This is a genomic window from Caulobacter soli, from assembly GCF_011045195.1.
Lineage (GTDB): Bacteria > Pseudomonadota > Alphaproteobacteria > Caulobacterales > Caulobacteraceae > Caulobacter > Caulobacter soli.
The window spans coordinates 1,134,803-1,147,454 of record NZ_CP049199.1 but is presented as its reverse complement, the minus strand read 5'-3'; the positions used below and the strand labels follow the sequence as shown (position 1 = coordinate 1,147,454).

Genomic DNA, 12,652 nt, shown 5'->3' with positions numbered 1-12,652 from the left:
GCGCCTAAGCCGCCAGACACCCACCGTCGAAGCGCGCTTCCAACGCCCGCACCGCGCACAACAAGCGGGCCGGCGAGATCGGCTTTTCCAGGCGGGCGTCGCCGCGCTCGTCGTCCTTCAGCAGGTGCTCGTCGCGGCCCGAGGCCAGCAGCACGGCGGTGCGTGCGCCCCGGCGGCGGCGGGTGGCCTTGATCAGCTCGCCGCCGTTCATGCGCGGCATCGAGAAGTCGGTGATCAGCAGGTCGGGATCGAAGGCGTCCATGGCCTCCAGGGCCTGCTCGCCGTCGCGGCACACCAGGACCTCGAAACCCGCCTCGCTGAGGGTGATCTCGTGGATGGTGGCCAGGAGGATGTCGTCCTCCGCGACTAGGATCTTCTGCAACGCTCGCCCCCGACGTGCTTAACAACTGGTAAACACGATCTAACCCATCCCCGAGGCGCGCGTCGCCGTGCGCTATCGTCGCAGCTCGCAACCGCAAGCGCTGCCGTTCCGTAGCTCGCCCGCGACGCGTGCGCGCCTTTTCCAGGGAAGGCTTGCTTTTGCAAGTCGTTCTCAATATGGGCTGAAGCTCAGCCCTGCCCCTGTAGCGCCCCCGGATTTCGTGAAGACCGCACCCGCCCAGCAAAGCCGTTCGTTCTGGCTCAAGCAGCTGCACCAGTGGCACTGGATCAGCGCCGCGATCAGCCTGATCGGCATGCTGTGCTTCGCCGTCACCGGCTTCACCCTGAACCACGCCGGCCAGATCGAGGCCAAGCCCAAGGTCGTCGACCGCAAGGCCACTCTGCCCGCCGACCTGCTGGCGCAGCTGGCCAAGGGCCCGGTCGAGGGCAAGCGGCCGCTGCCGATCCAGGTCGAGACCTGGCTGGACAAGGCCGTCGACGCCGACATCGCCCGCCGCGAGGGCGAGTGGTCGCAGGAAGAGGTCTATGTCGCCCTGGCCCGTCCCGGCGGCGACGCCTGGATCAGCATCGACCGCGCGACCGGCGCCGTCGAGCACGAGAAGACCACGCGCGGCGCGATCAGCCTGCTCAACGACCTGCACAAGGGCCGCAACGCGGGCAAGGCCTGGGGCTGGTTCATCGACATCTTCGCCGGCGCCTGCGTGATCTTCGCGGTCACGGGCCTGATCCTCTTGCAATTCCACGCCCGGGCCCGCCCCCTGACCTGGCCCCTGGTGGCCGGCGGTCTGGTGATCCCGCTGCTGCTCGTCATCCTTTTCGTCCACCTTTGAGGCGTCATGTCATGAAGCGTTCCCTTTCCCTGCTGACCTTCGCCGGCGCCGCCGCGGGTTCTTCGCTTATTGGCGGCGCCCCGGCCCTGGCCGCCGACCTCAACGTCACGGTCGAGGTCCCGCGCCTGACGGTGGCCGAGTATCACAAGCCCTATGTCTCGATCTGGATCGAGAACCCGGCCGACGCCACCGCCGCCGGCACCCTGGCCGTCTGGTACGATTCCGATTCCAAGGAAGACAAGGGCGTGAAGTGGCTGAAGGACATGCGCCAGTGGTGGCGCAAGGCCGGCCGCACCATGAGCTTCCCGGCTGATGGGATCAGCGGCGCCACCCGCGCGCCGGGCCCGCAGAAAGTGGTGTTCAGCGGCGCCCAGGGCGCGCTGAAGGACCTCAAGCCCGGCCAGTACAACCTGGTGGTCGAGGCCGCTCGCGAAGTCGGCGGCCAGGAAGCCGTGCGCGTGCCCTTCACCTGGGGCAAGCCGGGCGCGCCCGCCACCGTCAAGGGGACGGCCGAAGTCGGCGCCGTCACCGTCGCCGTCAAATAAGCCAACAGAGAAAAACGCCATGACCTTCAAGAAGCGCCTTCTCGCCGTCGCCGGTCCCCTGATCCTCGGGGCCGCCCTGGTCCTGCCCACCGCCGCCAGCGCCCACCGTGGCTGGCTGCTGCCGACCGCCACCGTGCTGTCGGGCGACAGCGCCTGGGTCGAGGTCGACGCGGCCGTCTCCAACGAGCTGTTCTATCCCGACCACAACCCGATGCGCCTGGACGCCCTGGTCGTCACCGCGCCGGACGGCGCGATCGACAAGATCCAGAACGGCCTCACCGCCAAGTACCGCTCGACCTTCGACGTCCAGTTGACCAAGCCGGGCACCTACAAGATCGGTTCGGCCACCAGCTCGATCATGGCCAGTTGGACCGAAGGCGGCGAGGTCAAGCGCTTCCGCGGCACGCCCGAAGACTTCGCCAAGCAGGTCCCGGCCGGCGCCGCCGACCTGAAGACCATCAAGAGCTTCAACCGCAACGAAACCTTCGTCACCCGCGACGCGCCGACCACCACGGTGTTCAAGCCGACCGGCAAGGGCCTGGAATTGGTGCCCGTGACCCACCCCAACGACGTGGTGTCGGGCGAGGCGGCGACCTTCAAGTTCCTGCTCGACGGCAAGCCCGCCGCCGACCTGGAAGTGACCTTCGCCCCCGGCAACGCGCGCTACCGCGCCACGCCCGGCGACTTCAAGGTCAAGACCGGCGCCGACGGGTCGTTCAAGGTGACCTTTCCGGAAGCCGGCATGTACTGGATGAACGCCGTGGTGCGGACGGGCGAGACCGGCCGTCGTCCCGGCGGCGAAGGCGGCGGCGCGCCGGGCGGCCCCGGCGGTCCCGGCATGGGCGGCATGCCCGGCATGGGCGGACCCGGCGGCGGCCAGCAAGGCCCCGCCACGCCCCTGGCCGGCAACGGCATGAGCGCCAGCTACACCGCCACGCTCGAAGCCCAGCGGCCGTAAGCGCCGAAACGTTGTCATCCCGGAAGCCTCGCGGAGGCCGTCCGGGACCCAGGGGACTGGGCGAAGGCGGTGCGGTTGTCCTGGATCCCGGACAGCGCTTCGCGCTTCCGGGATGACAACCTTCTTTGATTTGCGACCCTCCCCATGACCCGCGTCCTCGTTCCCCAGCTCGCCCAGCCGCCCGCCCGCCCGATCGGCGGCGCGGTGCTGGCGCTCGCCGGCGAGACGATGGGCACGACCTGGACGGTCAGGCTGGTCGCGCCGCCGACCGCCGACGCCCAGGCCCTGACCGCCATGGCCCAGCGCGAGCTGGATGGCGTCGTCGCGGAAATGAGTCCGTGGGAGCCGCTGTCGGACCTGTCCCGCTACAACCGCGCCGCCGCCGGAAGCTGGACCGCCCTGCCCCCGGCCTTCGCCCAGGTGCTGCGCTGCGCCCTGGAGATCGCCGAACAGACCGACGGCGCCTTCGACCCGACCCTGGGGGCCCTGGTCGACCTGTGGGGCTTCGGCCCTCGCCCGTTCTCCGGCGCGCCGCCGCAAGCCCAGGACATCGCCAGGACCCGCGAAGCCGCCGGCTGGCGCCGCCTGGTGCTGGACGGCGACAACCTGTTCCAGCCGGGCGGCCTGCGCCTGGACCTCAACGGCGTCGCCAAGGGCTTCGCGGTCGATCGGGTCGCCGCCGCCCTGGATCGCGCCGGCGCCCGCTCCTACCTCGTCGAGGTCGGCGGCGAGCTGCGTGGGACCGGCGCCAAGCCCGATGGCCAGCCCTGGTGGGTCGAGCTGGAGCGCCCGCCCACCGCCAATGACGACGGCCCGCGCACCCTGGTCGCCCTGCACGGCCTGTCGGTGGCGACGTCAGGCGACTACCGCCGCTTCTTCGAACACGACGGCCGCCGCTACGCCCACACCCTGGACCCGGCCACGGCCGCGCCGGTCGCCCACTCCACGGTCAGCGTCACGGTGCTGGCCGACAGCTGCATGCGCGCCGACGCCTACGCCACGGCGCTCACGGTCATGGATCCCGACAAGGCCCTGGCGTTCGCGACCGCCCACGGCCTGTCCGCCTTGATCCTGGCCCAGGGTCCGGCCGGCCTGGAAGAGCGCCTCTCCCCGGCCCTGTCGGCGATGCTCGACGCATGAGCGACCTGAAGCTGTTCTGGGAGGGCCTGACGCCCGAGGCGCGACGCCTATGGGCCGCCGGCCTGGTGTTCGGCGCCTATGTCCTGCTCTGCCTGGCCATCGTCCTGCGCGAGGCTCTGCGCAAGCGCGCCGCCCGCCGCGCGGCCCAGGCCCTGTCGGCCGGAACCGGCGCGAGCGTGCTGGTCGTCCACGCCAGCCAGACCGGCTTCGCCGAGGAACTGGCCATGGCCACCGCCAAGCTGCTGGGCGACGCCGGGGCGCGGGTGACGCTGAAAAGCCTCGCCGAGGTCGCCGCATCCGACCTGACCGCAGCTGGCCGCGCCCTGTTCGTGGTCAGCACCACCGGCGAAGGCGACGCCCCCGACACCGCTCGCCGCTTCATCCGCGAGGTGATGGGGCGCGACGTCATGAGCGGCGAACCCGCCCTGCACGGCCTGAGTTACGGCGTGCTGGCCCTGGGCGACAGCACGTACACCCACTTCTGCGCCTTCGGCCGCACGCTGGACGCCTGGCTGGCTCGCCACGGCGCCGCGCCGCTGTTCGACCGGGTCGAGGTCGACGATGGCGATCCGGCCGCCCTGCGCCACTGGCAGTCCCATGTCGGCGTGCTGGCCGGCGTCACCGACGCCCCCGACTGGACCCGCCCGCGCTATGGCCGCTGGCGGCTGGCGGAGCGTCGCCGGCTGAACCCGGGCAGCGCGGGCGATGCGGCCTTCCACGTCCGCCTCGAGGCGCTGGAGGCCGCGACCTGGGAGGCTGGCGACATCCTGGAAGTCGGCCCGCGCAACGATCCGGCCGAGACGGCGGCCCTGCTGGCGCGCCTGGGCCTGGACCCCGCCGCCCCGGTGACCGCCGAGGACGGCGCGACGCTGGCGCAGGCCCTGTCCTGGCGACGCCTGCCGCACGACGGGACCGTCCCGGCCACCACAGCCCAAGGCCTGGTCGACGCCCTGCCGCCCCTGCCCCACCGCGAATACTCGATCGCCTCCCTGCCGGCCGACGGCGGCGTCGAGCTGCTGGTCCGGGCCATGACGCGCGCCGACGGCAAGCTGGGCCTGGGCTCGGGCTGGCTGACCGCCCACGCCGCCCAGGGCGCGGAGATCGCCGCCCGGGTGCGGACCAACCGCTCGTTCCATGGCCCGCTGGACGACCGCCCGCTGATCCTGATCGGCAACGGCACGGGCCTGGCCGGCCTGCGCGCCCACCTCAAGGCCCGCGCCGCCGCCGGTCGTCATCGCAACTGGCTGGTGTTCGGCGAGCGCGCGGCGGCCCACGACTACTTCCATCGCGACGAGATCGAGGCCTGGCGGGCCAGCGGCGTGCTGACCCGCGTCGACCTGGCCTTCTCCCGCGACCAGGACCGCAAGGTCTACGTCCAGCACCGCCTGACGGAAGCCGCCGAGCCCCTGCGCGCCTGGGTAGCCGATGGGGCGGCGATCTATGTCTGCGGGTCGCTGGAGGGGATGTCGGGCGACGTCCACGCCGTGCTGGTCTCGGTGCTGGGCGCGGAGACCATGGAACGGCTCGCCGACGAGGGGCGGTACCGGCGAGACGTGTACTGAACATTGCCCTTTCCTCCCCCTTGTGGGGAGGGTGGCCCGCGTCAGCGGGTCGGGTGGGGGATCGGTGCGGGGACTCAGCAGGCCCCGCCCGTCGGCTTCGCCGCCACCCTCCCCACAAGGGGGAGGGAAAGCGCTAGAACTTCATCCGGCGTGTTGGCGCCCCGCAGCCTGACCCTCACCGCCTCGTCGCACGGCAGCGCGATCAACCCCGCCCGCTCGACCAGCCGCCGTAGCGGCCAGCCCGCTTCCGCCTCGGCCGGCAGCGCGTCCAGCGTCACCACCATCGGAACCGGCAAGCCCTCGTAGGCTGCCCCTGGCCCGTCCGCCGCCAGCAGCGGCGCCAGGTCCTCGACCGTCGCCGTCGGCGCGTCGACCGCCAACACCAGGGCGCGCGTCAGACCCAGCGCCGCCAGCGCCCGCGCCCCGGCCAGCACCCCGCCGACCGGGCCCGCGCCAGGGGCCGGATCGTCGACATGCTCGAGCCCATGATCGCGTCCCGCCGTCAGCACACGGACCGCGCCCAGCGCCGTCGCCAGGGCCGCCACGCGATCGACCGCCCGCTGGCCGTCCCAGTCCAGCGCGGCCTTGTCGGCGCCCATGCGGCGCGAGGCGCCGCCGGTCAGGATGATCACGCCGAAGGGGGTCATGGCGCCAATCTAGGTCAGACAAAGTTCGCCGTCTGCACCGTCCTGGCCATGAGGCGTTCGGACGAAAGCTGGAAAGCCGCGCCTTCAAACCTCGTGTTTCCTCAAACACCTGCGCCTCGTCTTCCAAGACACGACCGAAACGGTCTAGTGTCCGCCGCAATTAAGGGACGGACCATCGATGAACGACCGCAACGAGCGTCAACGCCGCCGCACGACCCAGAGCGCGACCATCCGCGACGTGGCCGCCCTGGCCGGCGTGTCGCCGATGACGGTGTCGCGGGTCATCAACCGCGAGACGACGGTCAAGTCCGAGACCAAGGCCCTGGTCGACGCGGCGATCCGTGACCTGAACTACGCGCCCAACCCCGCCGCCCGCAGCCTGGCCGGCTCGGCCCCGTTCCGCATCGGCCTGCTCTACGACAACCCCTCGACCGGATATCTGTCCGAGTTCCTGGTCGGGGCCCTGGACGAAAGCAGCCGCACCGGCGCCCAGGTGGTGATCGAGAAGTGCGCCGAGCCCGAGCTGGCCGGCGCCACCCTGACCCGCCTGCTGAAGACCGGTGTCGACGGCCTGATCCTGCCCGCCCCGCTGTGCGAGAGCGCCCAGGTCCTGGCCGAGGTCAAGGCGGCCGGCGCTGCCGCCGTGGCCGTGGCGCCCGGCATGGCCAGCGCCGACATGGCCACCATCCGCATCGACAACGAGGCGGCCGCCTTCGAGCTGGCCCAGCACCTGCTGGCCCTGGGCCACAAGCGGTTCGGCATCATCAAGGGCCACCCCAACCAGACGGTCAGCCAGCAGCGCCTGGACGGCTTCCGCTCCGCCCTGACGGCGGCGGGCATTCCCGACGAGAACGTCCGTGTCGAGCAGGGCTACTTCACCTATCGCTCCGGCCTGGAGGCCGCCGAGCGGCTGCTGGGCGAGGACGATCGGCCCACCGCCATCTTTGCCGGCAACGACGACATGGCCGCGGCCACGGCGGGCGTGGCCCACCGCATGGGCCTGGACGTGCCCGAGGACGTCTCGATCGTCGGCTTCGACGACACCTCGATCGCCGCCAACATCTGGCCGGCCCTGACCACCGTCCACCAGCCGATCGCCGCCATGGCCCGCGCCGCCGTCGACCTGGTGCTGGAGGAAATCCGCCGGCATCGCGGCAAGGCCGGCGAGCCCAAGCAGCTGGTGCATCCCCACACGCTGATCGTGCGGGATTCGACGGGGCCGGCGCCCGAGGCCTGAGCCGTCAGGCCTCTTCGGTGATCGCGTCGACGCGGTCGGGATAGAAGGCCAGGTGATCCTGGATCGCCGCCACCGACGGATAGGCCGACTCGTAGGTCCAGATCGCGTTGACCGACCGCTCGCCGCCCGCCGGGATGCTGAAGTACGAGGCCTCGCCCTTGTACGGGCAATAGGTGGCGTGATCGGTGCGCTCCAGCAGCGCCATGTCGACATCCTTGCGCGGGATGTACTGCACCGCCGGATAGGACGCCTCCTTCAGGATCAGGGCGTCGCGGGTGTCGGCGATGACCTTGCCGGCCAGGGTGACGATCACGCGCTTGGAATTGTGCGTGACGGTGATCGGATGGTCGGGTCCCGGAATCTTGATCGGCCGCTCGGTCATGGCGTTGTCCTGCTGGAGTTTGCGCCTCTGAAGTGGTCGCGCCGCGCCCCTTCCGCTAGGGCGGCGGCGTGATTTCCACCGTGCGGCAGGGCTTGCGCTCGGCGTCGTGTTAGCGCTAACAACGTCGGCGACAAATGACGGGGGGCGTGGGCGGCGAGTCAAGACCGGTCCAGCGCGCCCGCCAGGGAGAGACGACCGGTGGCCCTTAGTGATTTCCTTCCCGACGACTGGCGTGACGCGACCCTGCTGGGCCGTATCGACTTCGGCCAAGGCCCGACGCCGGTCCTGATCCGTGGCGGCCGCATCGAGGACGTCAGCAAGATCGCGCCCACGACGTCCGACCTGATGAACGCCTTCGCCCCCGGCGCGGCGATTCCCAAGGGCGAGGACCTGGGTCCGCTGGAAGCGCTGGACGTGCGCGCCGTCTGGGAGAACCCGGAAGGCGCCGCCGCCAAGCTGCTGGCCCCGGTCGACCTGCAATGCCTGAAGGCCGCCGGCGTCACCTTCGCCGTCTCGACCCTGGAGCGGGTGATCGAGGAGCGCGCGCGCGGCGACGCCGCCGCCGCCCTGAAGATCCGCGAGCAGCTGTCGGCCAGCATGGGCGGCGACCTGCGCAGCGTCGATCCGGGCTCGGAGGGCGCCGAGCGCCTGAAGCAGACCCTGATCGCCGACGGCCTGTGGTCGCAATATCTGGAAGTCGCCATCGGCCCCGACGCCGAGATCTTCACCAAGGGCCCGACCCTGTCCTCGATGGGCTGGGGCGACCATGTCGGCGTGCGCAGCGACAGTCACTGGAACAACCCCGAGCCGGAAGTCGTGCTGCTGTGCGACGGCAAGGGCCAGATCCGCGGCGCCGCGCTGGGCAACGACGTCAACCTGCGCGACTTCGAAGGCCGCTCGGCCCTGCTGCTCAGCAAGGCCAAGGACAACAACGCCTCGTGCGCCATCGGCCCGTTTTTCCGCCTGTTCGACGACGGCTTCTCGCTGGACGACGTGCGCTCGGCGGAAGTGACGCTGAAGATCACCGGCCGCGACAACTTCGTGCTCGACGGCCACAGCAACATGAGCCTGATCAGCCGCGATCCCGCCGTGCTGGCCGGTCAGGCGTTCGGCAAGCAGCACCAGTATCCCGACGGCTTCGCCCTGTTCCTGGGCACGATGTTCGCCCCGATCCAGGACCGCGACGCCGCCGGCCAGGGCTTCACCCACAAGGTCGGCGACCGCGTGCGCGTGGCCACCCCCAAGCTGGGCGTGCTGGAGAACGAGGTCACCACCTGCGATCTCGCCGCCCCGTGGACGTTCGGCGTCTCCGCCCTGATCCGCAATCTGGCCGGCCGCGGCCTGCTATGAACATTGAAGTGAAGCGTCCCCAAGTGAGCACCTCCTCAGCCATCTATCCCAGCCTCCAGGGCAAGCGCGTCGTCATCACCGGCGGCGGCTCGGGCATCGGCGCGGGCATCGTCGCCGGCTTCGCGCGCCAGGGCGCCGAGGTGATCTTCCTCGACGTCGCCGACGAGGACTCCAAGGCGCTGGCCGCGCAATTGGCGGGCTCCAGCATCGCGCCGGTCTATATCCGCTGTGACCTGACCGACCTGGACGCGGTGGCCAAGACCTTCGCCGACATCGGTCCCATCGACGTGCTGGTCAACAACGCCGGCAACGACGACCGCCACAAGCTGGCCCAGGTGACGCCCGCCTATTGGGACGAGCGCATCAATGTGAATCTGCGCCACATGCTGTTCTGCACCCAGGCCGTGGCCCCGGGCATGAAGGCGCGCGGCGGCGGGGCGATCATCAATTTCGGCTCGATCAGCTGGCACCTGGGTCTTGAGGACCTGGTCCTCTACGAGACCGCCAAGGCCGGCATCGAGGGCATGACCCGCGCCCTGGCCCGCGAGCTGGGCCCCGACGACATCCGCGTCACCTGCGTGGTGCCGGGCAACGTCAAGACCAAGCGCCAGGAGAAGTGGTACACGCCCGAGGGCGAAGCCGAGATCGTCAAGGCCCAGGCCCTGAAGGGCCGCCTGGTCCCCGACCACGTCGCCTCGCTGGTGATGTTCCTGGCCTCGGACGACGCGAGCCTGTGCACCGGTCACGAATACTGGATCGACGCCGGCTGGCGTTAATCGATCTCGGATGCGAAACCCTCGTCCTTCGACAAGCTCAGGATGAGGGTTTCTACTGCGGGGCCCGGCAATAGCCCTCGTCCTGAGCTTGTCGAAGGACGAGGGCGGGCCCTCGGCAGTAGCTTTTGCGGAGACCTGGAATGCCTACCCCCACCTGCGTCTGGGATCTGAAGGCCACCCTCGGCGAGGGGCCGATCTGGTCCGCCGAGGAGCAGGCGATCTGGTTCGTCGACATCAAGGGCCACAAGGTCCACCGCTTCCATCCGGCCAGCGGCGAGACGGCCAGCTTCGACGCTCCCGACCAGGTGACCTTCCTGGCCCCCCGCGCCGGCGGCGGCTTCGTGGCCGGGCTGAAGAGCGGGCTGCACCACTTCGATCCCGCCACCGGCTTCGCCTTCCTCGGCCAGATCGAGGACGCGGACCTGAACAATCGCCCGAACGACGCCACGGTCGACGGCGAAGGCCGGCTGTGGTTCGGCACCATGCACGACGCCGAGACCATCCCGACCGGCGCGCTCTATCGCCTGAGCGCTGGCGGAGAACCGCTGCGCCAGGACGGTGAGATCTGCATCACCAACGGCCCCTGCGTGTCGCCCGACGGCAAGACCTTCTACCACACCGACACCCTGGAAAAGGTGATCTGGGCCTACGACCTGGACGCCGACGGCCAGCTGTCCAACAAGCGTCAATTCTTCAAGGTCGAGATCGACGACGCCTGGCCCGACGGCTCGGTGGTCGACAGCGAAGGCTATGTCTGGACCGCCCTGTGGGGCGGCCATGGCGCCCTGCGGATCTCCCCCCAGGGCGAGATCGTCGACCGCATCACCCTGGACGCCATCAACGTCACCAAGCCCTGCTTCGGCGGCCCCGACCTGAAGACCGTCTATTTCACCACCGCCCGCAAGGGTTTGAGCGACGAGCAACTCGCCGCCTATCCGCTTTGCGGCGGCCTGTTCGCCCTGCCTGTCGCCGTCGCCGGCCAACCCCAGTACGAGGTGCGTCTTGACCGCCCCTAATCGAACGCCCCGCCGGTTCCGCTCGCGCGACTGGTTCGACAACCCCGACCACATCGACATGACCGCCCTCTATCTGGAGCGGTTCATGAACTACGGGATCACGCCCGAGGAACTGCGCAGCGGCAAGCCGATCATCGGCATCGCCCAGACCGGCAGCGACATCTCGCCGTGCAACCGCATCCACCTGGACCTGGTCACCCGGATCCGCGACGGCATCCGCGACGCCGGCGGCATTCCGATGGAGTTCCCGGTCCACCCGATCTTCGAGAACTGCCGTCGCCCGACGGCGGCCCTGGATCGGAACCTGTCGTATCTGGGCCTGGTCGAGACCCTGCACGGCTATCCGATCGACGCCGTGGTCCTGACCACCGGCTGCGACAAGACCACCCCGGCCGGCATCATGGCCGCCACCACGGTCAACATCCCGGCCATCGTCCTGTCGGGCGGCCCGATGCTGGACGGCTGGCACGAAGGCGAGCTGGTCGGCTCCGGCACCGTGATCTGGCGCTCGCGCCGCAAGCTGGCGGCCGGCGAGATCAACGAGGAGGAGTTCATCCAGCGCGCTTCGGACAGCGCCCCCTCGGCCGGCCACTGCAACACCATGGGCACGGCCTCGACCATGAACGCCGTCGCCGAGGCCCTGGGCCTGTCGCTGACCGGCTGCGCGGCCATCCCGGCCCCCTATCGCGAGCGTGGCCAGATGGCCTATCGCACCGGCCAGCGGATCGTCGACCTGGCCTATGAGGACATCAAGCCCAAGGACATCCTGACCAAGAAGGCGTTCGAGAACGCCATCGCCCTGGTCGCGGCGGCCGGCGGCTCGACCAACGCCCAGCCGCACATCGCCGCCATGGCGCGGCATGCCGGGCTCGAAGTCACCGCCGACGACTGGCGCGCGGCCTACGACATCCCGCTGATCGTCAACATGCAGCCGGCCGGCAAGTATCTGGGCGAGCGCTTCCACCGGGCCGGCGGCGCGCCGGCGGTGCTGTGGGAACTGCTGCAGCAGGGCCGCCTGCACGGCGACGTGCTGACGGTGACCGGCAAGACGATGGCGGAGAACCTGGAAGGTCGCGAGACCAAGGACCGCGAGGTGATCTTCCCCTACGCCGAGCCCCTGGCCGAAAAGGCCGGGTTCCTGGTGCTGAAGGGCAACCTGTTTGATTTCGCGATCATGAAGTCCAGCGTCATCGGCGCCGACTTCCGCGCCCGCTACCTCAGCAAGCCCGGCCAGGAAGACATCTTCGAGGCCCGCGCCATCGTGTTCGACGGCTCGGACGACTATCACACCCGGATCAACGACCCGGCCCTGGCCATCGACGAGCACTGCATCCTGGTGATCCGCGGCGCGGGTCCGATCGGCTGGCCGGGCTCGGCGGAAGTGGTGAACATGCAGCCGCCGGACGCCCTGCTGAAGCGCGGCATCATGAGCCTGCCCACCCTGGGCGACGGCCGCCAGTCGGGCACCGCCGACAGCCCGTCGATCCTCAACGCCTCGCCCGAAAGCGCGATCGGCGGCGGCCTGTCGTGGCTGCGCACCGGCGACACGATCCGCATCGACCTCAACACCGGCCGCTGCGACGCCCTGGTCGACGAGGCGACGATCGCCGAGCGCCGCAAGGAAGGCATCCCGGCCGTCCCGGCGACCATGACCCCCTGGCAGGAAATCTACCGCGCCCACACGGGCCAGCTGGAAACCGGCGGGGTGCTGGAGTTCGCGGTCAAGTACCAGGACCTGGCCAGCAAGCTGCCCCGGCACAACCACTAGAGACGACCCAAGGCCCCGGAGCGATCCGGGGCCTTGTTG

At 70.3% G+C, this 12,652-nt stretch carries 13 protein-coding genes and 1 pseudogene; 10 read left to right on the top strand and 4 right to left on the bottom strand.

The window, feature by feature from the left end; translation table 11 throughout:
• Window positions 1–4: 4 nt before the first annotated feature.
• On the bottom strand, window positions 5–382 hold the full coding sequence (locus tag G3M62_RS05685; RefSeq protein WP_165185419.1) for a response regulator transcription factor: 378 nt from the start codon (window positions 380–382) through the stop codon (window positions 5–7).
• A gap of 220 nt (window positions 383–602) precedes the next feature.
• Here G3M62_RS05685 and G3M62_RS05680 point away from each other — a divergent pair, with 220 nt between their 5' ends.
• The 5 genes from G3M62_RS05680 to G3M62_RS05660 all read left to right on the top strand — a co-directional run bounded on the left by G3M62_RS05680 (window position 603) and on the right by G3M62_RS05660 (window position 5,437).
• Entirely contained in the window at window positions 603–1,232 is a 630-nt protein-coding gene (locus G3M62_RS05680; protein WP_165185418.1) for a PepSY-associated TM helix domain-containing protein, read from the top strand.
• Between the two features lie 11 nt (window positions 1,233–1,243).
• Window positions 1,244–1,777: a DUF2271 domain-containing protein gene (locus G3M62_RS05675; protein ID WP_165185416.1), complete on the top strand. Its 534-nt coding sequence runs from the start codon at window positions 1,244–1,246 to the stop codon at window positions 1,775–1,777.
• A gap of 19 nt (window positions 1,778–1,796) precedes the next feature.
• Window positions 1,797–2,735 (top strand): DUF4198 domain-containing protein, encoded by a 939-nt coding sequence (locus G3M62_RS05670; protein WP_165185414.1) that lies wholly within the window; start codon window positions 1,797–1,799, stop codon window positions 2,733–2,735.
• A 144-nt stretch (window positions 2,736–2,879) separates the two neighbouring features.
• Window positions 2,880–3,875: an FAD:protein FMN transferase gene (locus G3M62_RS05665; protein ID WP_165185413.1), complete on the top strand. Its 996-nt coding sequence runs from the start codon at window positions 2,880–2,882 to the stop codon at window positions 3,873–3,875.
• A complete protein-coding gene (locus G3M62_RS05660) occupies window positions 3,872–5,437 on the top strand; it encodes a flavodoxin domain-containing protein (RefSeq protein WP_165185411.1) in 1,566 nt (521 codons plus the stop codon). Before G3M62_RS05665 ends, G3M62_RS05660 begins: the two co-directional genes overlap by 4 nt.
• Window positions 5,438–5,511: 74 nt before the next feature.
• On the opposite strand, the gene G3M62_RS05655 is transcribed toward G3M62_RS05660, so the two are convergent.
• Window positions 5,512–6,084 (bottom strand): NTP transferase domain-containing protein, encoded by a 573-nt coding sequence (locus G3M62_RS05655; RefSeq protein WP_165185409.1) that lies wholly within the window; start codon window positions 6,082–6,084, stop codon window positions 5,512–5,514.
• A gap of 178 nt (window positions 6,085–6,262) precedes the next feature.
• On the opposite strand from G3M62_RS05655, the gene G3M62_RS05650 reads away from it, so the two are divergent.
• Window positions 6,263–7,321, top strand: a complete 1,059-nt coding sequence (locus G3M62_RS05650; protein ID WP_165185408.1) for a LacI family DNA-binding transcriptional regulator — start codon at window positions 6,263–6,265, stop codon at window positions 7,319–7,321.
• Between the two features lie 4 nt (window positions 7,322–7,325).
• Here G3M62_RS05650 and G3M62_RS05645 read toward each other — a convergent pair whose 3' ends face one another.
• Window positions 7,326–7,703 carry a DUF427 domain-containing protein gene (locus G3M62_RS05645; protein ID WP_165185406.1) on the bottom strand — a complete coding sequence of 126 codons (378 nt, stop codon included), beginning with the start codon at window positions 7,701–7,703 and terminating at the stop codon, window positions 7,326–7,328.
• Between the two features lie 198 nt (window positions 7,704–7,901).
• Between G3M62_RS05645 and G3M62_RS05640 the strand changes: the two genes are divergently transcribed.
• Complete coding sequence (locus G3M62_RS05640; protein ID WP_165185404.1) at window positions 7,902–9,053, top strand: fumarylacetoacetate hydrolase family protein; 1,152 nt, start codon at window positions 7,902–7,904, stop codon at window positions 9,051–9,053.
• A complete protein-coding gene (xylB, locus tag G3M62_RS05635; protein WP_165185402.1) occupies window positions 9,050–9,829 on the top strand; it encodes a D-xylose 1-dehydrogenase in 780 nt (259 codons plus the stop codon). The genes G3M62_RS05640 and xylB overlap by 4 nt, the downstream gene beginning before the upstream one ends.
• Window positions 9,830–9,844: 15 nt before the next feature.
• Here xylB and G3M62_RS26885 read toward each other — a convergent pair.
• Window positions 9,845–9,971 (bottom strand): annotated as a pseudogene (locus tag G3M62_RS26885) (hypothetical protein); the annotation flags it as partial.
• Between G3M62_RS26885 and xylC the strand changes: the two are divergent.
• Window positions 9,970–10,845 (top strand): D-xylonolactone lactonase, encoded by an 876-nt coding sequence (gene xylC / locus G3M62_RS05630; RefSeq protein WP_165185400.1) that lies wholly within the window; start codon window positions 9,970–9,972, stop codon window positions 10,843–10,845. The pseudogene G3M62_RS26885 and the gene xylC sit on opposite strands and share 2 nt — an antisense overlap.
• Window positions 10,832–12,613: a xylonate dehydratase XylD gene (gene xylD, locus G3M62_RS05625; RefSeq protein WP_165185399.1), complete on the top strand. Its 1,782-nt coding sequence runs from the start codon at window positions 10,832–10,834 to the stop codon at window positions 12,611–12,613. The genes xylC and xylD overlap by 14 nt, the downstream gene beginning before the upstream one ends.
• Window positions 12,614–12,652 lie beyond the last annotated feature (39 nt).

What these genes read in the sequence shown, in the direction of transcription:
- G3M62_RS05655 (WP_165185409.1), bottom strand. Translation starts at nt 6,084, where the DNA reads ATGACCCCCTTCGGCGTGATCATCCTGACCGGCGGCGCCTCGCGCCGC.
- G3M62_RS05665 (WP_165185413.1), top strand. Translation starts at nt 2,880, where the DNA reads ATGACCCGCGTCCTCGTTCCCCAGCTCGCCCAGCCGCCCGCCCGCCCG.
- G3M62_RS05645 (WP_165185406.1), bottom strand. Translation starts at nt 7,703, where the DNA reads ATGACCGAGCGGCCGATCAAGATTCCGGGACCCGACCATCCGATCACC.
- G3M62_RS05675 (WP_165185416.1), top strand. Translation starts at nt 1,244, where the DNA reads ATGAAGCGTTCCCTTTCCCTGCTGACCTTCGCCGGCGCCGCCGCGGGT.
- xylB (WP_165185402.1), top strand. Translation starts at nt 9,050, where the DNA reads ATGAACATTGAAGTGAAGCGTCCCCAAGTGAGCACCTCCTCAGCCATC.
- xylC (WP_165185400.1), top strand. Translation starts at nt 9,970, where the DNA reads ATGCCTACCCCCACCTGCGTCTGGGATCTGAAGGCCACCCTCGGCGAG.
- G3M62_RS05670 (WP_165185414.1), top strand. Translation starts at nt 1,797, where the DNA reads ATGACCTTCAAGAAGCGCCTTCTCGCCGTCGCCGGTCCCCTGATCCTC.
- G3M62_RS05660 (WP_165185411.1), top strand. Translation starts at nt 3,872, where the DNA reads ATGAGCGACCTGAAGCTGTTCTGGGAGGGCCTGACGCCCGAGGCGCGA.
- G3M62_RS05650 (WP_165185408.1), top strand. Translation starts at nt 6,263, where the DNA reads ATGAACGACCGCAACGAGCGTCAACGCCGCCGCACGACCCAGAGCGCG.